The 23,807-nt window shown below is 39.8% G+C and carries 21 protein-coding genes; 20 read left to right on the top strand and 1 reads right to left on the bottom strand.

The features are described from left to right. From EO117_RS06870 to EO117_RS06855, 4 genes are all read left to right on the top strand, one after another. The gene (locus EO117_RS06870) at positions 1 to 462 is read left to right on the top strand and encodes a hypothetical protein (protein WP_126939740.1); all 462 of its coding nucleotides are present in this window, start codon (positions 1 to 3) and stop codon (positions 460 to 462) included. 162 nt (positions 463 to 624) lie between these two features. After that, positions 625 to 1,944, top strand: a complete 1,320-nt coding sequence (locus EO117_RS06865; protein WP_126939739.1) for an amidohydrolase — start codon at positions 625 to 627, stop codon at positions 1,942 to 1,944. Between the two features lie 90 nt (positions 1,945 to 2,034). After that, complete coding sequence (locus tag EO117_RS06860) at positions 2,035 to 3,552, top strand: NAD(P)/FAD-dependent oxidoreductase (RefSeq protein ID WP_126939738.1); 1,518 nt, start codon at positions 2,035 to 2,037, stop codon at positions 3,550 to 3,552. Between the two features lie 399 nt (positions 3,553 to 3,951). Next, positions 3,952 to 5,115 carry a cation diffusion facilitator family transporter gene (locus tag EO117_RS06855; RefSeq protein WP_240632600.1) on the top strand — a complete coding sequence of 388 codons (1,164 nt, stop codon included), beginning with the start codon at positions 3,952 to 3,954 and terminating at the stop codon, positions 5,113 to 5,115. Between the two features lie 169 nt (positions 5,116 to 5,284). On the opposite strand, the gene sstT is transcribed toward EO117_RS06855, so the two are convergent. Next, positions 5,285 to 6,505: a serine/threonine transporter SstT gene (gene sstT, locus EO117_RS06850; RefSeq protein WP_126939737.1), complete on the bottom strand. Its 1,221-nt coding sequence runs from the start codon at positions 6,503 to 6,505 to the stop codon at positions 5,285 to 5,287. A 144-nt stretch (positions 6,506 to 6,649) separates the two neighbouring features. On the opposite strand from sstT, the gene EO117_RS06845 reads away from it, so the two are divergent. The 16 genes from EO117_RS06845 (at position 6,650) to EO117_RS06770 (ending at position 23,733) form a co-directional block, all read left to right on the top strand. Then, the gene (locus EO117_RS06845) at positions 6,650 to 7,402 is read left to right on the top strand and encodes a class I SAM-dependent methyltransferase (protein WP_126939736.1); all 753 of its coding nucleotides are present in this window, start codon (positions 6,650 to 6,652) and stop codon (positions 7,400 to 7,402) included. A 140-nt stretch (positions 7,403 to 7,542) separates the two neighbouring features. After that, entirely contained in the window at positions 7,543 to 8,133 is a 591-nt protein-coding gene (locus EO117_RS06840; protein ID WP_126939735.1) for a hypothetical protein, read from the top strand. 138 nt (positions 8,134 to 8,271) lie between these two features. Beyond that, complete coding sequence (locus EO117_RS06835; protein ID WP_126939734.1) at positions 8,272 to 9,591, top strand: nucleobase:cation symporter-2 family protein; 1,320 nt, start codon at positions 8,272 to 8,274, stop codon at positions 9,589 to 9,591. A gap of 168 nt (positions 9,592 to 9,759) precedes the next feature. Beyond that, positions 9,760 to 10,212 carry an MOSC domain-containing protein gene (locus EO117_RS06830; protein WP_126939733.1) on the top strand — a complete coding sequence of 151 codons (453 nt, stop codon included), beginning with the start codon at positions 9,760 to 9,762 and terminating at the stop codon, positions 10,210 to 10,212. Further along, complete coding sequence (locus EO117_RS06825; RefSeq protein WP_126939732.1) at positions 10,205 to 11,167, top strand: GTP 3',8-cyclase MoaA; 963 nt, start codon at positions 10,205 to 10,207, stop codon at positions 11,165 to 11,167. The genes EO117_RS06830 and EO117_RS06825 overlap by 8 nt, the downstream gene beginning before the upstream one ends. 8 nt (positions 11,168 to 11,175) lie before the next feature. Continuing rightward, positions 11,176 to 12,198, top strand: a complete 1,023-nt coding sequence (locus EO117_RS06820; protein ID WP_126939731.1) for an aldose epimerase family protein — start codon at positions 11,176 to 11,178, stop codon at positions 12,196 to 12,198. Between the two features lie 31 nt (positions 12,199 to 12,229). Beyond that, on the top strand, positions 12,230 to 13,405 hold the full coding sequence (locus EO117_RS06815; RefSeq protein WP_126939730.1) for an iron-containing alcohol dehydrogenase: 1,176 nt from the start codon (positions 12,230 to 12,232) through the stop codon (positions 13,403 to 13,405). A gap of 168 nt (positions 13,406 to 13,573) precedes the next feature. Then, positions 13,574 to 14,047: a transcription elongation factor GreA gene (greA, locus tag EO117_RS06810; RefSeq protein ID WP_126939729.1), complete on the top strand. Its 474-nt coding sequence runs from the start codon at positions 13,574 to 13,576 to the stop codon at positions 14,045 to 14,047. Positions 14,048 to 14,074: 27 nt separating this feature from the next. Beyond that, entirely contained in the window at positions 14,075 to 15,595 is a 1,521-nt protein-coding gene (lysS, locus tag EO117_RS06805; RefSeq protein ID WP_126939728.1) for a lysine--tRNA ligase, read from the top strand. Between the two features lie 222 nt (positions 15,596 to 15,817). Next, positions 15,818 to 17,095, top strand: coding sequence for a serine--tRNA ligase (gene serS, locus EO117_RS06800; RefSeq protein ID WP_126939727.1), 1,278 nt, complete (start codon positions 15,818 to 15,820; stop codon positions 17,093 to 17,095). Between the two features lie 13 nt (positions 17,096 to 17,108). Then, positions 17,109 to 17,753: a fructose-6-phosphate aldolase gene (gene fsa, locus EO117_RS06795; protein WP_062401432.1), complete on the top strand. Its 645-nt coding sequence runs from the start codon at positions 17,109 to 17,111 to the stop codon at positions 17,751 to 17,753. A gap of 23 nt (positions 17,754 to 17,776) precedes the next feature. Further along, a complete protein-coding gene (gene glpX / locus EO117_RS06790) occupies positions 17,777 to 18,739 on the top strand; it encodes a class II fructose-bisphosphatase (RefSeq protein WP_126939726.1) in 963 nt (320 codons plus the stop codon). Between the two features lie 211 nt (positions 18,740 to 18,950). Beyond that, a complete protein-coding gene (gene murA / locus EO117_RS06785) occupies positions 18,951 to 20,207 on the top strand; it encodes a UDP-N-acetylglucosamine 1-carboxyvinyltransferase (RefSeq protein ID WP_126939725.1) in 1,257 nt (418 codons plus the stop codon). Further along, positions 20,179 to 21,351, top strand: coding sequence for a rod shape-determining protein (locus tag EO117_RS06780; protein ID WP_126939724.1), 1,173 nt, complete (start codon positions 20,179 to 20,181; stop codon positions 21,349 to 21,351). Before murA ends, EO117_RS06780 begins: the two co-directional genes overlap by 29 nt. Before the next feature lie 162 nt (positions 21,352 to 21,513). Then, on the top strand, positions 21,514 to 21,804 hold the full coding sequence (locus EO117_RS06775) for a biotin/lipoyl-containing protein (RefSeq protein ID WP_126939723.1): 291 nt from the start codon (positions 21,514 to 21,516) through the stop codon (positions 21,802 to 21,804). A gap of 39 nt (positions 21,805 to 21,843) precedes the next feature. Then, positions 21,844 to 23,733 (top strand): SpoIVB peptidase S55 domain-containing protein, encoded by a 1,890-nt coding sequence (locus EO117_RS06770; RefSeq protein ID WP_126939722.1) that lies wholly within the window; start codon positions 21,844 to 21,846, stop codon positions 23,731 to 23,733. Positions 23,734 to 23,807: the final 74 nt, after the last annotated feature.

Below are 23,807 nucleotides of genomic sequence, written 5' to 3'. Positions count from 1 at the left end.
ATGACTATGAGTGAAAAAATTACACAATTTGTCATTGTCATATGTATTGCAGCGATTATGACTGCTGTGGGGAACATCATTGATGGCAAGCATCTATTGGGCCCAAGCCTTGTAGGGGTCTTTGTGATTGCTGGACTAGCAATTATTGGTGCGATTATTTCCTATTTGCCGTTAGCCAATCGTTTTCCTATGGTCTTCTGGGTATCTTTAGTAGGTGTCATTGCCTCCTTGCCAGTCATGCCAGGACAAGCATGGATTATTGCACAAACAAAAGAAGTAACGTTCTTGGCTACAACAACACCAGTATTAGCCTATGCAGGCCTTTCCTTAGGGAAAGATTTAGGAGCATTCCGTCGTCTATCTTGGAGAATTATTCCAGTTGCGTTAGCGGTAACGGCAGGCACTTTTATTTGTGCGGCTGCAGTGGCTCACTTTGTATTACATATGCAAGGTGTGATTTAAACTTGAATACAACCATATAGGTTATAGTTGAGCCGAATGAAAGAGAGTTGATGATTTCCTATCAACTCTCTTTTTGATTTCATGGTACAATAGAGTCCAAGAGTTATACATAAATATCTTTTAGTGAAAGGTATTTTCATACAATATAAAAGGAGACCAATTATGTTAACGAAAGAAGAAGTGAAGCAACGGGTGTGTGATGCTATTGTAGCAGGTCAAGATCGATTGCGTGCATTAGCTAGTTCCATTATGGATGAACCAGAATTGGGATATAAAGAACATAAAACATCTCAAAAGGTACAAGATATGTTTACGGAATTAGGGATTCCGTTTACAACAGGACATGCGATTACAGGTGTGAAAGGACGCTTGCAGGGCGGTACATCTAAAAAAACAGTAGCCATGATTGGTGAACTAGATGCCATTGTATGTCATCGTCATCCAAAGGCAGATCCTATGACAGGCGCGGCACACTGTTGTGGACATAATGTGCAAATTGCTAATTTATTTGCAGTCGCTATGGGCTTACAAGCGGAAGGTGTTATGGAAGCTCTCGGTGGGGATGTAGTTTTATTTGCGGTCCCAGCAGAAGAGATGATTGAAGTTGATTATCGCAATACATTGCGTGAGAAAGGAACGATTAAATATTTAGGTGGTAAACAACAGCTTATTTATGAAGGTGCCTTTGATGATATTCATATGGCGATGCAAATGCATGTGGAAACAGCGGATACACCGACTGGAGAAATGAACTTAGGTAGTAGCTCCAATGGATTTGTGGCAAAATTGATTGAATACCATGGTAAAATTGCCCATGCGGCGGCTTCTCCGCATGAAGGAATTAACGCATTAAATGCAGCTTTGATGGGGGTAATGGGGGTCCATGCTATTCGTGAGACTTTCAAAGAAAGCGATTATTTCCGTTTCCATCCGATTATTAACCAAGGGGGGACCTTGGTGAATTGTGTACCAGATTATGTACAAGTAGAAAGTTATGTGCGCGCTTCTAACATACAAGCTATTGTAGATGGCAATCAACGAGTGAATCGTGCCTTGAAAGCAGGTGGAGATGCAGTGGGTGCTACTTGTGTGATTCATGATCTACCGGGCTATCTACCAATGCGTGATAATCCTGATATGAACAATTTATTACGATCTAACTCAGAGCCATTATTTGGCACTGAACACGTACGTCAACGGGTACATATGACGGCCAGTACAGATATGGGGGATGTATCCCACTTAATGCCTGTCATCCATCCTTGGGTAGGATGTATTGAAGGGGTGCTTCATAGTGCAGAATACAACATTACCGTTCCAGATGTAGCCTATATTAAAACGGCACAAGCCTTAGCTATGACGATTGTGGACTTATTGTATGATGAGGCTCAAGTGGCAGAAGAGATTCTAGAACATTTTGAGGCACCTTTAACGAAAGAAACGTATATTGAATTATTAGATTCTATCGCTAGTGGAAAATAGTAAAAATTCTCATATCTAAAATGGTCGATATATGATATACTGTATATTAAAGAATAAGGATTATCCATTAGTTTAGAAAGGATGACATAAATGAAACAATATGATGTAATCGTAATTGGTACTGGTGGTGCTAGTTTAGTGGCTGATGCAGCACTAAATGCTGGTAAACGTGTAGCTGTTATCGAAAAAACAGGATTTGGTGGTACTTGCTTGACTCGTGGTTGCATCCCGACCAAAGTAATGGTGACTGCAGCAGATGTGGTACATGAAAGTCATGGTTGGAAAAAAATCGGTGTAGAAGCTCCGACACCTACATTAAATTGGGATGTAGTAAGTGAACGCGTATGGAAAGCTATCAATAAAAGCAAAGGGGTCAAAGAGTTTTATGAAAGCTTTGATAATGCTGATGTATACCATGGAGCGGCTACGTTTGTAAATGATAAAGTATTATATGTAACATTACAAGATGGTACAAAAACTGAGGAAATTACTGCACCTACTATTATCATTGGTACTGGTGGTCATTCTAAAGTGAATCACGTAGATGGTTTAGAAGAAGCTGGATACATTACCAGTGAGAGGTTATTTGGTAATGAATACCCAAAAACACCATATAAACGATTAGCTGTATTTGGTGGTGGTCCTATTGGTACAGAATTTGCTGGAGTTTTTGCCGCAGCGGGTACAGAAGTGACGTTGATCCAACGTAATGTGCGTTTATTGCCAAAAGAAGATGAAGCCATTTCTGCACATATTTTAGAAGAAATGAAAGCTATCGGCGTGAACGTGTTGACAGACACTGTGTGTGACAATGTACGTGTGGAAGCTGGTGATAAAGTCATCACTGTGAAAAACCGTACCACTGGTGACGTGTCTGAAATCCGTGTGGATGAAATTTTAGTGGCTACGGGTATTGCGCCGTCTGTAGAAGAGTTACACTTAAAAAATACTCATATTGAGCAATTACCAGGTGGCTGGATTAAAACTAATGAATTTTTGGAAACTTCTGTAGAAGGCGTGTATGCACTAGGTGATGTAAATGGTAATGCTGCTTTCCGTCATCGTGCCAACTATGAAGGAGATATTATCTCTCATAACTTATATCGTGCGACATCTCCAACAGACTATCGCTGGGCGCGTTATGATTTGATTCCTATGGTGACTTTCACCTATCCAGAAGTAGGCCGTATTGGCATGACAGAGGCGGAAGCAAAGGGAGCTGGTTATGATGTAGGTGTTGGTATCAATCATTATTCGAATTCTGCTAAAGGGATGGCTCTAGGGATTGATAAAGGTGATGTACATGACGGGTTTATCAAAGTAGTAGTTGACAAAGCTACGAATCGTCTATTAGGGGCTCATATCGTGGGACCACAAGCCTCTATCTTGTTTCAACCATATGTACATTTAATGAATAGTGGTGAAGTGAAATTAGTACCTGTTCATGAAGAAATAGGCTCTAGCACAACAAAAGAACTACGTGCACAAGGGTTGACACGGTACTTGGATCCACAATCTGTTATCTCCATTGGGGAGGCTATGGCTCCGCACCCAACATTGTCGGAAGTGTCTATGTGGACACAAGTATTCTACGAACATAAATGGTAATCTATTAATTGAGATATATAATAAAGCTGTAGTGATGGGGATACTATCACTACAGCTTTTTATGGTATCACTTTTTTACTTTGTGAAATAGCTTAAGTAAGAAGACAAAAAAATATTTTACTATATATAAGGCTGATGTAAGAAGGATGAACCTAATAATAGGCCTAAAAGTAGAAAATATAATAGAAGAAATAAAGTATATGCTATTGTATGAGTATATATCATAGGATATAACAATTTTGAAAATGCACATTCTCAATTAAAAATATAGTTGATAAAATAGAAATGAAGGTATATAATGAGAAAGTAATTGAGAATATAAAGCTGTGTATAGGGAGCCAGAAAAAGATTCCTATGTAAAGCTCAGTAAATAGGTATTACATTGTTAAAGGAGTATGTATGACAGAAGTATTAATCCGTTTATTTGTTAAAAATAAAGATGAAGTAAAAGATATTAGTGTACGCCAACAATATGGTATCATAGCAAGTATGATGGGTATTGTGGTCAATGTGTTAGTTTGTCTGGGGGAATTACTCATTGGGTTCCTTATTGGCTCCATTGCCATGATTAGTGATGCCATCCATAATGTAGCTGATGCAGGGGGCTCCTTAGTATCCTTTTTGAGTTTTAAATTGTCTGGGCGTAAAGCAGATGCGGAGCATCCATATGGACATGGTCGAATGGAATATCTATTGTCTATTGGGTTTTCCATATTACTTTTTGTAGTGGCTGCCCAATTGGGGATTGAAGCGGTAGAACACATTGTAAACCCAGAAATAGTAGAATTTTCTTTATCTGCACTGGCTGTCATGTTGGGAGCTATGGTATTAAAGATTTGGTTATCTTTCTTTTTGCGGTCTGTTGGTAATCGTATTGATTCTCCTATTTTGCGTGCTAATGGGAAAGAAGCATTATCCGATGTATGGGCGACCGTAGCAATTGCGATTGGCTTATTATTGGGTGGTATATTCCAGTTGAGCGTAGATGGCTATTTAGGATTTATCGTGGCGCTAATCATTGCAAAAGCGGGCTTTGAGGTGTTGAAAGAGGCTACTGACCGCTTGCTAGGATTTGAACCTACAGGAGAGCGAGTACAAGAAATTACTGATTTTGTAGAATCTAAACCGGGAATTTTAGGAACTCATGATTTAATGATTCATGATTATGGTCCAGGACATGAGTATGCTTCTATCCACGTAGAAGTAGATGCAAAACAAGATGCAATGACTATCCATAACATGATTGACTGTGTAGAACGACAAGCTTTGAAAGAATTACAGTTAAAACTGACCATCCATATGGATCCAATCGTTGTAAACGAACAAACCCTAGCGTTACAACAACGTCTAGTGTCAGTTATCGAAGCCTATGATGAAAGTTTTTCTTTATACGATATCCGAATCGATGTAGATAATAAAAAGATAGGATTTGACGTACAAGTACCACATGGTGTGAAATATTCGAAAGAGGAACTTTCACGGAAATTGAGTCAATTAGTGGAGGCAGTACTACCAACCTTTGTAGTGAAACCGAATGTGGTCCATGGCTATACTGGTGTGTAATGGAAAATAGACAAAATTTATGATGGAGAAGATAACAAAAGGACTGGTACAGGTTGTACCAGTCCTTGTTAGTGCTTACGTTTATAAGCTACATATAATTTCAGATTTTATTGGGCATCCCATATTAAAGAACAAGTAGAGCCTTCAAACACTATGTATGAATTAAGCTTTATACTTTGTCAGCCGGATATCCGTGACGAGCGTAATCTACAGCAGCTGTAAATAAGATATCTGTAGAAGAGTTCAAGGCTGTTTCCGTGGAGTCTTGGATTACGCCGATGATGAAACCAACACCTACGACTTGCATAGCTACGTCATTGGAAATACCGAATAGGGAGCAAGCTAGTGGAATCAATAGCAGAGAACCACCAGCTACACCAGAGGCACCACAAGCAGAGATGGTAGCAATAATACTAAGTAAAATAGCAGTTGCCACATCTACTTGAATGCCTAATGTGGATACAGCGGCTAATGTCATGACAGTAATCGTAATCGCCGCACCAGCCATATTGATAGTTGCGCCTAAAGGAATAGAAATAGAATACGTATCAGCAGTGATACCTAATCGTTTTGCTAAATCCATATTCACTGGGATGTTTGCAGCAGAACTACGAGTAAAGAATGCAGTGACACCAGATTCACGTAGACAACGGAATACTAATGGGTATGGATTGCGTTTAATCATGGTCGCTACGATAATTGGATTAATAATTAATGCAACAACAAACATACATCCTAATAGGACTAATAATAATTTACCATAAGTTAGTAAAGCACCTAACCCATTTTCACCGATAGATTGAGCGACTAGTCCCATAATACCAAGCGGCGCTAATTTAATAATCCATTGCACAGCTAGTGTGATAGCATCAGAAATAGAAGCCATTACATCTTTTGTCTCGTTGGCTGCATGACGAAGTGCAAAACCAAATAATAAAGCCCAACCAAGAATACCGATGTAGTTGCCACCTAAGATAGCTTTCACAGGATTTTCCACAATGTTTGTTAATAAGGTAGATAATACCGCAGTAATACCATTAGGAGGAGCCGTATCTGCTGGGGAAGCTGTCAATAACAAGGTAGTAGGAAATAAGAAACTACCTACTACAGCAAGTGCAGCAGCCGCAAATGTTCCAATCAGGTATAATACAATAATAGATTTCATTCCCGTTTTTTGACCAGAGCGATGACGACTAACTGCGGCGATGACTAAGAAAAATACTAATACTGGTGCTACACCTTTTAGCGCACCAACGAAGATGGTACCTAATAAAGATAACTTCACAGCATTTTCAGGGGACCATACGGCAATACCAGTGCCGATCAAGAGGCCCACACAGATTTGCTGAATGAGGCTAAATTTATTGATAAATTGAAATAATGCCCTCATAAAAACTCCTTATACTTATAAATACTTAAAATCGAGTACAAATATCTACTCATAAAAGACATAAGGACATTATAAACGGAATATATACTTTTGGCAAGAGAAAAAAATCACAAATTATGGAATATCCTCATCCATTCGTGTATAATGAAAAGCGGTATAAATAACTGGAGGTATGTTGTGGAATTTAAAACACATGATGATAAAAAGGCCTATGTGCAAGATGTATTCTCTCATATTGCTAAGCATTATGATGTGATGAATACCTTGTTGAGCTTTAACCAAGATGCACGATGGCGTAGATTTGCCATAGAACAATTACAATTAAAAGAAGGTATGCGATTGGCTGATATTGCTTGCGGGACCTGTATGTTAACGAAAACGGCTTTACAAGAAATTCCATCCTTACATGTGGAAGGACTTGATTTTAGCCCTGAAATGTTGGCGGTAGGACAAAATCGACTAGAGAAAGAAGGGTATACAGATCGTGTGACCTTGATCCAAGGGGATGCTATGGACTTGCCTTACGAAAGTAATTCCTTTGATGGTGCCGTATCTGGATTTGCCTTGCGCAATGTGCCAAGTATTGAGCAAACGATTCGTGAAATGAAGCGTGTCGTTAAACCAGGGGGCAAAGTGGTTACCCTGGAATTAGCTAAACCTACTATGTTTGGGTTTAAACAAGCCTATTACTTGTACTTTGAAAAGATTCTGCCCTTACTGGGGAAATTGAGTCATGATCAATCATCGTATGCGTGGCTTCCAGAATCGTTACACCGGTATGTAGGACAAGAAGGTGTTTTACAGATTTTTAAAGAGGTAGGCTTAGAAGATGCGAAGTATTTTGAGCTCACAGGCGGTATTGTAGCGGTCCATGTAGGTACTGTACCAGAAGAATAGTAATGAGCTGTCATCCATGATACATTGATGACAGCTTTTTGATAGATAATTGTATGTTGAATAAAAATGTTGGAAGTTGTATAATGATATCATATAATCAAAATGAATAGATTTGAATCAATAGTTGAAAGGAGTTTTGTATGAAAATACAAAGTAAACGTTGGATACTAGGAGTTGTTATGGTAGGTGTTATAGCCTTAGGTCAAACAGCGTATGCAGCACAAGATCCATTAATGTTACCAGAGCAAGAAGGACTGCAAGCCATTACAGAGATGCAGGCTAAGATTACTGTAGAAAGCCCAAACTGGGAAGTAAAACAAATAGTGGATACTTTTGCTAATTATGGTCAAGAGCATAGTAAACAATTATTTGAATTACAAACACATCAAGTTATCTCTGCAGGTCAATTGGATGTGACTAATGCACTATATTATATGAATGTACGGAAAAACTTTTACATTGAAAGCCATCGTTGGAAAAAAGACAGCTATGGAAGAAAGGTATTAAATAATTTATATGCAGATTACCAAAATTATTTGAATAGTCATCGCTATGTGCCAGCGAATGAAGTGGACACTTATAAAGAAGAGTTCCTAGGAATTTTAGCTCGCCATGCTGAGAAGGTTCACAATGATGAATTGCGTACGTATATGAATGAAATGGTTATCTTTGGACTGGAAAGCGCGATGAAAGATCATAATCCAACGATAAAAGAATATAAAAGAAAGTAAGATTTCTATCTGATGAAATAGCCTACTCATAATAAGAGTAGGCTATTTTTTTGACAAATGATATAAGCCGTGGTTTAATGTTATTGTATTATGATTAGCATTACTTCTTAATATTCCGGTGAAGAATGGAGAGATGACATGAGTGAAATTCAAAAACAGGTGCATCCAATTGACGAAATGTTACCCCTATCCAAGTTGGTATCTTATGGGTTACAACATGTATTGGCAATGTATGCAGGGGCAGTAGCGGTTCCCATTATCTTAGCTAATGCGTTGGGGTTATCATCACAGGATTTGATTCGACTAATTAATGCAGATTTATTTGCTTGTGGTATTGCCACATTGATTCAAACGCTAGGTGTAGGACCAGTGGGAGCAAGGATTCCTATGATTCAAGGTGTTACCTTTGCTTCTGTAGCACCGATGATTATTATCGGATCAGAGCATGGAATGACTGCTGTGTATGGTGCCATTATTGTAGCCGGTCTGTTTACCTTTTTAATAGCACCTTATTTTAGTCGACTCATTCGTCTATTTCCGCCAGTAGTGACTGGTACTATTGTGACAATTATCGGGATTAGCCTTATGCCAGTAGCGGTTACATGGATTGCAGGGGTATCACCCAGTGATCCCAATTATGCAAGCCCTACAAGAATGTGGTTGGCTGGATTAACATTGGTAATAGTCGTGCTAGTCAATCGATTTGCGAAAGGGTTTCTGGGGAATTTATCAGTCCTTATGGGTCTCTTAGGGGGAACACTGATTGCGTACTGCTTAGGAGAGGTACATTTTGCGGAAGTGTCCCAATCGGAATGGGTAGCATTAGTAACGCCACTTGCCTTCGGTATGCCAAGCTTCGACGTGAGTTCTATTATAGCCATGCTAGTGGTTATGACTGTGTGCATGGTGGAAACTACGGGAGATGCCATTGCCATTGGAGAGATCGTCGATAAGAAAGTAGACAAGAAAACATTGAGTTCTTGCTTGCAAGCTGATGGCCTATCCACATGTATTGGAGGGATTTTAAATAGTTTCCCTTACACAGCCTTCGCACAAAACATTGGCTTGATTGCGGTGACCAATGTAAAGAGCCGCTTTGTGGTGGCTACATCAGGAATCATCTTGATGGTCTTAGGTTTATTTCCTAAATTAGCTGCAGTGGTAGCATCGATACCTAGTCCAGTGCTTGGAGGAGCTGGTATCGCCATGTTTGGCATGATTATAGCAAGTGGTATTCGTTCCTTAGGAAAGGTGGAATATGATAATAATCATAATCTTATGATTGTGGCACTTAGTATTGGAGTTGCTATGATACCGATTGCAGTGCCACAGTTTTACCATAACTTTTCTGCAGCAGCAAAAATTATTTTTAAAAGTGGTATTACTTTTGGTAGCATTCTAGCAGTTGTATTAAATGTAGTTTTTAATGGATTGGGTCAAGAAGATACAAAGGAATAGAAATATCTATCAATGGGTCTTGGTAGGTGAAAACAAACGCACGTTTTGAAGAGATATAATGGTTACTTATATTTCGATACGAACGTGCGTTTTGTTATAGCTTTAAGAAGTAAACGTGTTATAATAGGAACTATATAGGTAATTTTGAATATAATAATCTAAGGAGATATAATGGACGCAAAAATTATTGCTATTTCAATTAGTAGAGCAAAAGGACAAAAGAAAACAAATATCCCAGAAGCGGAGTTAGTAGTCAATCATGGGATTGAAGGAGATGCTCATGCAGGTCCGTGGCATCGTCAATTAAGCCTACTTGGTATTGAAAGTATCGAGTTAATGCGTAAAAGTGGAGCTGATGTGAACCCTGGAGATTTTGCAGAAAATATTACAGTAGAAGGCTTGACCTTATTTCAATTGCCAGTGGGTACTAAATTAGGGTTGGGCAAAACGATTGTCGAAGTTACGCAAATCGGTAAAGAGTGCCATCAAGGTTGCGAAATTATGCAACAAGTAGGAAGTTGCATTATGCCTACACAAGGGATTTTCGGCCGAGTTCTAGAAGGTGGGAAGATTCAAGTAGGCGACACAGTTCGTATTGTTGAGGAGCCAGTCAATGCGTGATAGCCAAGGGCGTGTCATTGAGTATGCCCGTATATCCTTAACGGAAGCGTGTAATTTCTGCTGTGCCTATTGTCGTCCGCAGGAAATTACGGAAGCCATGGCGCCTGTGTTGGCACCAAGTTTTTGGTTGCCTCTGTTAGAGGCGTTGCACTTAGGCGGAGTCAAAGCTTTGCGCTTAACTGGGGGAGAGCCATTGCTGTATCCATATCTATACGAGCTGCTAGAGCATATACAGGAACGGCACTGGTTTTCAGATATTTCTATGACTACCAATGGTAGTCTTTTAGAAACCCATGCGGCACGTCTATTTACTGCAGGAGTGCAGCGACTAAATATTAGTTTAGACTCTGTGGAAGAGGAAGGCTTTGCCAAAGCGGTAGGTCGCAATGGACAATTAGCTGGCGTACTTCGAGGTATAGAAGCCTCAAAGTCTGCAGGCTTTCAAAATATAAAAATTAATACCGTTGTACAAGCACCATTTTCTGATAAAGAAGTGGAGACCTTATTGTACTATGGAAACAAGTGGAATGTGGTGTGGCGGTTTATTGAATATATGCCGTTCCAAGGTAAACAAAATCATGTCCCTACCTTTGCAGAATGGAAGGCTCAGATTGAACGCATTGTAGGATCCGAGTTGAAACTTGTTACAGAACGATTGGGGTTTGGGCCTGCTCAATATTTCCAATTGCCAAATGGACAACGAATTGGGTTTATTTTCCCTTTGTCCAATCAATATTGTTCTTCTTGCAATCGTATTCGTTTTACTGCGGATGGCTCGTTACGCTTATGCTTGTTGCGTGATGAAGATTTGGATTTGCGTGGGCTTATCGAACATGGTGGTACACCGCAAGCTATATTGCATTGTATTGAAGAAGCGTTACAAGGTCGGTATGCGAGTCATGATGGAGATTCCATTGAAAAAGTGGAACGTCCTATGTGGCGTATCGGCGGTTAGGAGTTGTGATGAAAGTAGAATCTTTTGGACGAGTGCAAACAGGCCAAGAAGCGCATGTATATACAGTAGAAAATGATGCACTGAAAGTACAAATTAGTAATTATGGTGCCACTATTGTAGCTGTCTATGACAAAGTGCTGCAGCGTCATTTAGCATTGGGTTATGATTCTGTACAAGACTATGAAACAAAGCATGGTCAACTGGGAGCCACTGTGGGGCGTGTGGCGAATCGTATTGCCAATGCAACCTATACGTGGAATGGCACAGTCCACCAACTAGAAGCTAATAATGGACCTAACTTACTGCATAGTGGCAAAGGAAATATTGGACATCGTTTGTGGGATGTAGTGGAGGAAAATTGTTCTGATACGGTGGTACATCTATCGCATTCCATTACATCTGAAGAAGATGGATTTCCTGGAGATGTATATGTAGAAGCGGTGTTCAGATTGGTAGAACAGACTCTAGTAGTAACCTATGCCTACACAACCTCGGAAGATTCCTTTGTAAATTTGACGAACCATGTGTACTTCAATCTGCATGGAGAAGGTGACTTATCAAACCATGTATTAGAATTAGGCTCTCATCAGTATATGCCGTTTGGAGACCACCAAATTCCTCAACTAGAACCAGCGTCAGTGGAAGGAACGCCCTTTGACTTTAGACAGGGGATGGATCTACAAAAAGCATTGGATTATTATGCTGGGGATCTAATTCAATATAAAGGCTATGACCATGATTTTGTAACGGCTCCAATAGAGGGAACGAGTACGATGGAATCTATTGTACCTTTTGCGGTGTTACAAGGTAAGGATGTAACAGCAGTATTCCATACAGATGCGCCACACTTTCAGGTGTATACAGGAAATTGGTTAAACGAAGATGGTCGAGATCGTCATTATGGCAGTCATGCAGGGATTGCCATTGAGCCGCAATTCGTACCGAATGATATCAATATGAATGGTGAAAGCAAGACGAAGGCAGATACCGTCTATGAAAGAACAATTGCCTATTCATTCTATCACCGATAGGGGGAGTTACTAGGAAGGAGATGAGGATTGAATGAAATCATTTATGTACCATAATCCAACCAAAATTGTATTTGGTAAAGATTGTGTGAAGGAATCATTGACTACTGAATTGAGTAACTATGGCACACGAGTATTACTCACCTATGGTGGAGGAAGTATTAAAAAGAATGGTGTCTATGATGCGGTGAGAAAAGCCTTACAACAAGCAGGTAAGGAAGTATTTGAGTTAAGTGGAATTATGTCAAACCCACGGACTACGAAAGTGTGTGAAGGCATTGCTGTATGCAAAGAACATAACATTGACTTTATTTTAGCTGTTGGTGGCGGTTCTGTCATTGATTGCACCAAATTTATTGCAGGTGGATCCAAGTTGCCAGATACGGTTGACTTTTGGCAAACTTTCTTTTTAGAACATCAACCTGTGACAGAGGCGTTGCCATTTGGTGTGGTCTTAACCATGGCGGCCACTGGTAGTGAAATGAATAGTGGCGGAGTTATCACGGATTGGGAAACACAGAAAAAATTAAGCGGTTATGGACCAGCACTGTTTCCGCAATTTTCTATGTTAGATCCTACGTATACCTATACGTTACCGAGAGAACAAGTTGCCTATGGTATTGTAGATATGTTGTCTCATTTATTGGAACAATATGTGTCTACACCAGATGATGATAATGTAACAGATTCTGCCATCGAGGGAATCTTTAAAAACATTGTGCGCAATGGCCGGAAATCTATGGAACACTTAGAAGATTATGAAGCCCGCTCTAATATTATGTGGGGAGCCACCTTAGCCTTGAATCGTTCCTTAGGATTAGGTAAAGATCAAGATTGGATGACGCATGCTTTAGAACATGCCTTATCAGCTTTTTATGATATTCCGCATGGAGCAGGATTGGCAATCATGCATCCAGCGTATTTACGTTGGATTTTACCTAATGCTACCCCACGGTTGATGCGATTTGCTAAGGAAGTATGGGGCATTGAACAAGGCATTATGAGTGATGCAGAGTATGCATTAGCTGGTATTGAAGCCTTAGAAGCATACTTCAAAGAAATAGGGGCTCCCTCTACACTAAAAGAAGTGGGGATTCCGAAAGAATCGTTACCACATATTGCGAACAGTTGCGTTCGCTATCCGACTGCATACAGTAATCTAACCGCTGAGGATGCCTTAGCAATTTATGAAAGTGTTTATAAAAAATAGTGTCAATTCACATGTATGTCAGGGTAGGCTTTTAGATTGACATTTATAAGAGAAGTCAGTATAATTATAGCTATTGTTAATAAGAAATTTAAGTAACTTTTTCATAAGGGAGGCAGTGTCATGTGGCACTGTTTTCTGTATATGAGGAATAGAAATGGAGAGACATACATGGCAGAGGTAAAAGAAACCTTACTTACAGCCGAAGGGTTGAAGAAACTAGAAGAAGAATTAAATCATTATAAATCTGTACGTCGTATCGAAGTAGCAGAGCGTATTAAAATTGCTATTTCCTATGGTGATATTTCAGAGAACTCTGAATATGATGATGCGAAAAACGAACAAGCTTTCATCGAGGGTCATATCATCGAGTTAGAAAATAAAATTAATACTGCTAAAATCATTGATGAAAATGTAAAAGGCGATACAGTGACAGTAGGTAGTAAAGTAACTTTATTAGACGAAGAGTTTAATGAAGAATTAGAATATACTATCGTAGGTTCTTCTGAAGCAGATCCTTTCAACAATCGTATTTCTAATGAATCCCCTGTGGGCGTTGCGATTTTAGGAAAAGCGAAAGGTGACAAAGTAGAAGTAAACACACCAGATGGTATGGTGAGTTTTAAAATATTAAGCATTCAATAAGGGTAAAGAAGTATAAGGAGGCCCCTCATGAGCGAAGAAAAACATGTGCCAGAACAATTGGATTTAAACGATCAAATGTTGGTACGCCGCGAAAAGTTGGCGCAATATGAAGAGGATAATATCTATCCATTTGGACAACGATTTGTTGTTCAACATAAGGCACTCCAAATTAAGGATGAATTTCGTGATTTTGATGGTCAACCAGTTGTGATTGCTGGTCGATTGATGACAATTCGTTCTCATGGTAAAACAGCCTTCGCTAATTTGCGCGATTTATCTGGCGATATTCAAGTATACTTCCGTAAAGATGTGATGGGAGAAGAGGACTACAAATATGTAAAAATGCTTGATATGGGCGATATTGTAGGTATTGAGGGCCATGTGTTTAAAACACAAAAAGGCGAAATTACAGTGAAAGTTAATAAATTGACTTTATTGTCTAAATCGCTTCGTCCATTGCCAGAAAAATGGCATGGTCTGAAAGATACTGAACTTCGCTATCGTCAACGCTATGTGGATTTAATCGTAAACCCAAGCGTTCGTGATACATTTGTAAAACGTACAAAAATCGTAGCAAAAATTAGAGAGTATTTAAATAGTAAACAATTCATGGAAGTAGAAACTCCTATGATGCATGCTATTCCAGGTGGTGCAGCAGCACGCCCATTCATTACGCATCACAATGCCTTAGACATTGATATCTATATGCGTATTTCCCCTGAATTATATTTAAAACGTTTGATTGTAGGTGGCTTAGAACGCGTATATGAAATTAACCGTTCTTTCCGCAATGAAGGTGTATCTATCCGTCATAATCCAGAATTTACTATGATGGAATCCTACCAAGCCTATGGTAACTTTGAAGATGCTATTGCCTTAACAGAAGGAGTTGTTTCCTACTGTGCACAAGAAGTACTAGGTACGACAAAAATTAACTACCAAGGCATGGATATTGATTTGACTCCACCATGGAATCGTATCACTATGCAAGAAGGTATTAAACAATACACTGGGGAAGATTTTGATGCGATTGAAACATTGAGTGAAGCACGTGCGATTGCAGACCGCTTAAATGTAGAATATGGTGAAGCCGATGGTATTGGTAAAATCATGAATTTATGTTTTGAAGAATATGTAGAAGAAAACTTGATGCAACCAACTGTAGTATATGGACATCCAGTTGAAATTTCTCCGTTGGCAAAACAAAATCGCGAGAAACCATTGACTACAGAACGTTTTGAGATCTTTATCTATGGTCGTGAATTGGCCAATGGCTACTCCGAGTTAAATGATCCAATCGATCAAAAACAACGTTTTGAAAATCAATTAAAAGAACGTGAAGCAGGTGATGATGAAGCGCATCGTATGGATGAAGACTTCGTTACAGCATTAGAATATGGTTTACCACCAACTGCAGGTTTGGGTATCGGTGTCGACCGTCTAGTTATGTTCTTAACAGACTCTGCATCCATTCGTGATGTATTACTTTTCCCTCTTATGAAACCAGAACCGGTGAAGGCAGAAGAGGAAGAATCAGTAGAAGAATAATATATGAATACGTAGGTCTCATGAAGCTGTGAGATGCGTATATGGACAGCGACTAAACAGGAATGAGTTTGGTCGCTGTTTTGTTATCCTTTCAGAGATGGAGAGAGGGTAAGGGAAAATTGCCTAAGTAAATGCCTATTAAGGTAGAAAAGTAATAGCAAATGTGCTAATATTAAAGATAGATTAATTAAGTACTTAAATGAATTCTATGAGGTCAGGATTATGTTGGATTTAAAATTTGTCCGCGAAAATATTGAAACGGTACAAGAAAACTTAGATCGTCGCCATACAACAGGCGACTTAGCTAGTTTTGTAAAATTCTATGATGAAAGACGTACTATCATCCAAGAAGTGGAACAATTGAAAGCAGTACGTAATGCAGTAACCGCAGAAATCAGTCAACTGAAACGCAATAAAGAAAATGCAGATGACAAAATTGCAGAAATGCAACGTGTAGGTGATGAAATCGGCGCATTGGATACTAAATTGCGTGAAGTAGAAGCAGAATTACAACAAGTGGCTTTGATGTTACCTAACATGTGTGATGCTTCTGTACCAGTTGGGGCTGATGAAAATGAAAATATCGAACAACGTCGTTGGGGGATACCTCGTTCCTTTGATTTTGATGTAAAAGCTCATTGGGATTTAGGGGAATCCTTAGATATTTTAGATTTTGAAAGAGCTGCCAAAGAAAGTGGTGCCCGTTTCACTATCTACAAAGGGATTGGTGCTCGCTTAGAACGGGCATTGATTAACTTTATGCTAGATATGCATGGCAAAGCTGGTTTTACAGAAATGATGACACCGTACATCGTCACTCGTGAAACGTTGACAAATACAGGTCAATTGCCAAAATTTGCTGAAGATATGTATAAAGTGGAAGGGGAAAACTATTTCTTAATTCCAACGGCAGAAGTCACATTGACAAATTATCATGCCAATGAAATTTTGACAGCAGATGAATTGCCTAAATATTACACAGCATTTACTGCTTGTTTCCGCGCTGAAGCAGGTTCTGCTGGCCGTGATACACGCGGCTTAATTCGCCAACATCAATTTAATAAAGTAGAATTAGTAAAATTCGCAAAACCAGAAGAGTCTTTTGTAGAATTAGAAACATTGACAGCACAAGCAGAAAGCATTTTACAAGCCTTAGAATTGCCACATCGTGTGATTACATTGTGCACAGGCGATATGGGATTCGGTTCTGCTAAAACATACGATATCGAAGTTTGGATGCCAAGCCAAGGTGTCTATCGTGAAATTTCTTCTTGCTCTAACATGACGGATTTCCAAGCACGTCGTGGTAATATTAAATTCCGTCGTGAACAAAAAGGTAAACCAGAATTTGTACATACATTAAATGGATCTGGTTTAGCTGTAGGTCGTACAGTAGCTGCTATTTTGGAAAATAATCAAGAAGCAGACGGATCTGTACGTATTCCAACAGCACTTCAACCATATATGGGGGGCTTAACTCATATTCATCCAGAGGCTTAGAAAGGAGTCAGCTATGAAATTCTTCATTGATACAGCTAATTTTGATGACATTAAAGCAGCCTATGAAATGGGCTTTATTGCAGGGGTAACGACAAACCCATCTTTAATCGTGAAAGAAAAACGTGACTTACACGAAGTGATTCAACAAATTGCTGATCTTGTAGAGGGACCAGTAAGTGCAGAGGTGATTGCTACGACAGCACCAGAAATGGTGAAGGAGGCCCATGAATTAATTAAGTTGGGCGACAATGTAGTGATTAAAGTGCCTATGACGGCAGAAGGCTTAAAAGCAGTATCCGTGCTTTCTAAAGAAGGAATTAAGACGAATGTAACATTAATTTTCTCTGCGAATCAAGCATTATTGGCAGCCCGTGCTGGTGCTACCTATGTAAGTCCTTTTGTTGGTCGTGTAGATGATATTTCTATGGACGGAATCCAATTAATCGAAGATATTGCTGAAATCTTTATGATTCATAATATTTCAACAGAAATCATTGCAGCTAGCGTTCGCACGCCTATGCATATGACACAATGTGCCAAAGCAGGGGCACACATTGCTACAGTGCCGTTTAACGTATTACAACAATCCTTGAAACATCCATTAACAGATGCAGGGTTAGCACGTTTTCTAGCGGACTGGGAAGCAGCTAATAAATAGTAGACACAAGTGGGAGGATCAAAATGGATCGCACATTAGCCTTAGAGTTTGTTCGTGTTACAGAAGCAGCGGCATTAAAAAGTGGTCGTTTATGTGGTCGTGGAGCCAAAGATGCAGCAGATCAATTAGCTGTTGATGGTATGCGCCAAACCTTCGATACAGTGCCAATTTCTGGTACCGTTGTGATTGGAGAAGGTGAAATTGATGAAGCACCAATGTTGTACATTGGTGAACGTGTTGGGGCAGGTGGGGAAGAAGTAGATATCGCCGTAGACCCTATTGAAGGCACGAATCTAATTGCGAAAGGTCAAAATGGTGCGATTGCCGTATTGGCTATTGCCCCTAAAGGTGGTTTATTACATGCTCCAGATATGTACATGGAAAAATTGTGTGTAGGACCACGTGCCAAAGGTGTTATCGACCTGAACCTTTCCATGACTGAAAATTTACGCCGTGTAGCTGCTAAAATGGAACGCGCTATTGATGATTTAACAGTAGTCATGTTAGATCGTGAACGTCACCAAGGGTTGATGGACGAATGCCGCGCTGCAGGAGCTCGTATTCGTTTAATTACAGATGGTGACGTAAATCCAGCTATGGAATGCGGATTAGAAGGCTCTGGTATCCATATGGTAGTAGGTACTGGTGGAGCTCCAGAAGGAGTATTAGCCGCAGCTGCTTTAAAATGTACAGGTGGTGATATGCAGGCTCGTTTGAAACCTGCAACAGATGAAGAGATTCGTCGCTGTCATGAAATGGGCATTACTGATTTGAACAAGGTCTTGACCATCGATGATTTAGTCAGTGGTGAGGATGTGATCTTCTCGGCTACAGCCATTACAGAAGGGAATGTATTATCTTCTATCAAATACTTCCCAGGTGGCGCTCGCACTCATTCTGTAGTAATGCGTTATCAAACGGGAACTGTTCGTTTTGTTGATACCATCCATCGATTGGATAAAAAGCTTTCTATGAAAGTGAAATAAAACAGGATATACCTATCGTCGGAAAGACCGTCATAAGACGGTCTTTTTCTTGCATATACGAACAAGATTTAGTATACTAAGATAGAATGTTTATCCCATATAAATAGCCTTTTTTAGTGTATATTTACTAAGTAGGCTTACATAATAGATGAGTATAAGTATAGAAAATAGTTGTATGTTACACGGTTAGATAAGATTAGGAGGAATTCAGTTGGAAAAGCTTATTATTCAAGGAGGTACGCCTTTAGCAGGTCGGATTCGTGTAAGCAGTGCAAAAAATGCAGTGCTACCTATTATTGCAGCGACTTTATTAGCGTCTACTCCAAGCACCCTGCTTGAAATTCCAGATTTGGAAGATGTTCATACTATTTGTGATGTGATTGCATCTCTTGGTGTGAAAGTAACAAAAGATGGAGAAAATATTACTTTTGATGCATCTACAATTTCTGCTACAGAAGCACCATATGATTTAGTTCGTCGTATGCGAGCGTCCTTTTTGGTCATGGGACCCTTATTGGCCCGTAAAGGAGAAGCTCGTATTGCCTTACCAGGTGGTTGCGCTATTGGTAGTCGTCCTATCGATTTGCATCTAAAAGCCTTTGAAGCACTAGGGGCTACCATTACTATGGGAGAAGACTTTGTAGAAGCAAAAGCTCCAGAAGGTTTAAAGGGGAACTTAATTTATCTAGACTTCCCAAGTGTTGGGGCTACTGAAAATGTGATTATGGCGGCTACTTTTGCAGAAGGTAAGACAATTATTGAAAATGCTGCGGAAGAACCTGAAATCGTTGACTTAGCTACTTTCTTGAATAGCATGGGGGCTAATATTCGCGGCGCTGGTACAGATGTGATCCGTATTGAAGGGGTAAAAGAGTTGAAAGGCGCTGTACATACAGTGATACCTGACCGTATTGAAGCTGGTACATACCTGATTGCAGCAGCTATGGCTGGTGGCGATGTATACGTAGAAAATGCTCTGTCAGAACATTTGAAGCCTGTAGTAGCGAAACTGAAAGAAGCTGGCGTTACTGTAGAGGAAGATGTGGATGGTATTCGTGTCATTAGTAATGGACAATTGAAAGCAACATCTATCAAAACTTTGCCGTATCCAGGATTCCCTACAGATATGCAAGCCCAATTTATGGCGATGACGACCATTGCAAAGGGCACAAGTACTGTAATGGAAACGGTTTTTGAAAATCGTTTTATGCATGTGGACGAGTTGAAAAAGATGGGTGCCTCTATCGAAGTAGACGATCGTAAAGCAATTGTCACTGGTGTGGAACAATTGGTAGGCGCTGAAGTGGAAGCTACTGATTTACGCTGTGGTGCTGCCTTAGTGTGTGCAGGGTTAGCAGCCTCTGGCGTGACTAAAGTAGGCCAATTAACACACATCGATCGTGGCTATGATAATTTAGTGGCAAAATTAAAAGGAATAGGTGCTAACATTGTTCGGGTGGACGAGTAAGCAAAAAGAACCTCACACAAAAGAGGATAGACGGAAACAACGTCGTGTACGTAGAAAACCAATAGGAACGACTACTAAACAAACATCCTTTAAACGGGAAAGTCGCCCTGTATCTTTCCTTGAAAAAATGAGTCACTTATGGACTACGGATATTGGCATCGATTTGGGTACTACTAATGTAGTGATGTATGTCAAAGGTCGAGGTATTGTTCTAGATGAGCCAGGATTTGTGGCTTGCGATACAAAGACTAGAGAAGTGATTGCCATAGGTCATGAAGCACGGGACATATTAGGTAGAACTCCAGAGGGCATCGAAGTCATTCAGCCTTTAAAAGGAGGCGTTATTGCTGACTATGATACAACGGCATATATGCTACGTCATTTTATTCGCCGTGTAGCCCCCGTATCTGGTCTAATTCGTTCTCGCATTATAGCTTGTGTTCCATCCAGTATTACGCCAGTAGAAAAGCGGGCCGTGTTAGAAGTGTTATTACAAGCTGGGGCTCGGAAAATTGTACTCATGGAAGAGCCATTGGCAGCTGCTATTGGTACGGGATTAGATAAGGCCGACCAAGTGGGTGCTATGGTGGTCGATATCGGTGGTGGCACAACGGATATTGCCGTGATTTGTGATTCTGGTGTGGTGGTCAGTGAAAGCTTGCGTATCGGCAGTGATACCTTTGATGAAGCGTTACTACAATACATGAAGCGTAAGAAAAAGATCCTTATAGGACCTTTGACGGCAGAAGACCTAAAAATTGAAGTGGGGACGGTAGATCCAAGGTCTGGCGAGGAACGTGCTATCGTTAGAGGACGGCATAGTGTAACAGGATTGCCGCGTGCCGTGGAAATTACTTCAAAAGATATGAAGTTTGCTTTGGATAGACCTGTGCAAGATATTGTGGAAGGTATTATTTGTATTTTAGAAAAGACGCCACCTGAGTTATTAGCGCAAATTAATGATCATGGCATTATCTTGACCGGCGGTGGTTCTTTACTTCGTGGTTTAGACCGTATGATTACAGAAAAAACGGGACGTCCCGCCTATGTAGTAGAACACCCTCGATACTCTGTTATATTAGGTACGGGGAAAGCTTTGTCTGAGTTGAACCAGTTACGAGATACATTAGAAGAATTACGATAGGTATATACGTATATTCATGATTCTTTCATATATGGGATATATACTATAGATAGTAAGAAGAATATAGTGGATACTAATACTAGTTTACTAGGAATTAATTGTTCTAACTCTTGTAAGTATGATATACTGTACATGGAAGAAAGATGTAGGAGGTGTATATATATGAAAAAAGTTTTTCTATATAGTTTGGGGGCTTTGTTAGCAGCATTCTTTGTGACAACTACAGCACAAGCTGCACCAGTGAATCATGAAACTGTTTTATCTGGTGAAGTAGTGTCTGTAGTCAGCGTAGGGACTTCTGTAAAAGAAGGAGACCCATTGTTAACAGTGCAAACATTAGGGGGACCTATGGTGGCATCCCGTGCTACAGTGAATGGCGTGGTGCAATCAGTTTCTGTGGAACCAGGTGCTTCCGTGGAACGTGGTCAAATAGTAACAGTGATAAATAATTAATGATTAATTATTAATAATCAATAAGAAGAGGCGATATAGATGAAATTACATCGTTTTTGGCGTCGGTACAGTAAGGGTGTGCTGGCGCTCTTATTGTGTGGGGCTACTTTTACAAGTGCTCATGCAATAGAGTTTATGAAAGTAGAAGATTTACACCGTGGCATGGTAGGTCATGCAGATACGGTGGTACAAGGGGACAAGATTGATTCCTTTAAGGTCGAAGTTCTAGGTATCATGAAACAACATGGCCCATCAGGAGATCTTATCTTAGTGAAAGTATCTGGACCGGTTATAGATGCATCTGGTGGTATTGTTCATGGAATGAGTGGTAGTCCCGTATACATTGATGGCAAATTGGTAGGTGCTGTTGCCTATGGTTGGGGATTTACAGATGGTACCTTGGGAATGGTTACACCGATCGAACAAATGGTAAAACTATGGGATGAGAAATACCAAAAAGATTTACCGAATCCTTGGAAGGATACCCAGTTAATACCTTTGGGGACTCCATTAATGGCAGATGGCTATGATGAAGCATCTTTGTCATATTTGGGAACTAAATTTAAAGACTTTGGTTATAAAGGATATGCTACGGCTAGTGATAGCACCGATGATATTGTGAAACCGATGGTACCTGGTGGTTCTATAGCAGCACTACTTGTAAAAGGTGATTTAAAGATGGGCGCCGTAGGCACCGTTACCTATGTAGATAAGGATAAAGTGGTTGCCTTTGGTCATCCATTCGATAAACGAGGCTCTACCGGTTATTTCATGAATAACTCTAGTATTTTTACTGTCGTAAAAAGTATAGACTCTGGTTTTAAATTAGGTTCCTTAGGCCGAGAAGTGGGCGTCATCACAGAAGATCGCGGGGCAGGGATAGCTGGTACTGTTGGCGTATTTGGGAAAGGTGTTCCTGTACGGATGAATTTACGCGATTTAGATCGTGGTGTAGAACGGAACGCAGCAGTCACTGTCGTTGAATCTCCTAATCTGACCCCAACGTTAGTGGCTACATCTGTCTATAGTTTGTTAAATAGAACATTGGATCGTGTAGGCGGTGGCACAGCTAAAATTAATATTAAGATTACCCCAGTGGATCCTAAATTGCCTACCTTAGAGCGACGTAATATGATCTACTCTAGTAGCTCAGTGTCGGAAAAATCTATCGATGAATTATTTGATATTGTGGAAAGTTTGATGAACAATGCTTTCAAAGACTATGAAATTCGTGATATTCAAGTAGATGTACAAGTGGAAGAAGCAAAACGAACCGCTACAATCATCGATGCTAGTGCGGACCAAGTCGTTGTTTCTCCAGGAGATAATATTGTGATTACAGCAAACTTACAAGCTTACCGCGAAGGAAAGATTCAACGAGAAATTATCTTTAAAGTGCCAGAAGATCAAAAATTAGGGACTTACACATTAGAAGTTCGTGGAGGCGGAGAGATTCCGTTACCATATTTATTTGAAAAACAAAAATACAATTTGACAGATGAAATTGTACAACGATTGAAAGTACCTAAAACTTTTGAAGACTATTTTAAAGAGTTAAGTGAAGATGACCAAAATAACCAAATTGTAGCAGAATTTTTAGCTGATGATATTAGTATGGTTGAAGAATCTGGCGACAAGGTGAAAAAGCAACGACTAGAAACAGATAGTGATGATTTTGATGAGGATGCGCTACCAAATGGAGGAAAACATAAAAAAGGTTTGAAAGCATCTGATGACGACGAAAAAGAAAAAAATGAAGCTACACGAGTGGTAGTGGATTACGTCGTCTTAGGTGATGGACAGTTTACTGTGCAGGTAGTGGATAAAAAAGATCGGGATCATTTGCGTAAGAAACGAATGAAAGAAAAGCTTTCAAAATTAGTGGAGAAAGCAAAAGCAGAAGAGTCAGACCAACAGAAAAATAAATAGGTTCATCTGAAGAGAGCGGGAAGTGATACATCATCATTTCCTGCTCTTATTTTTGAAAACTCCTATGGTACTAC

The sequence above is a fragment of the Veillonella sp. VA142 genome (assembly GCF_003992135.1).
GTDB lineage: Bacteria > Bacillota > Negativicutes > Veillonellales > Veillonellaceae > F0422.
This window is presented reverse-complemented; position numbering and strand designations above follow the sequence as displayed.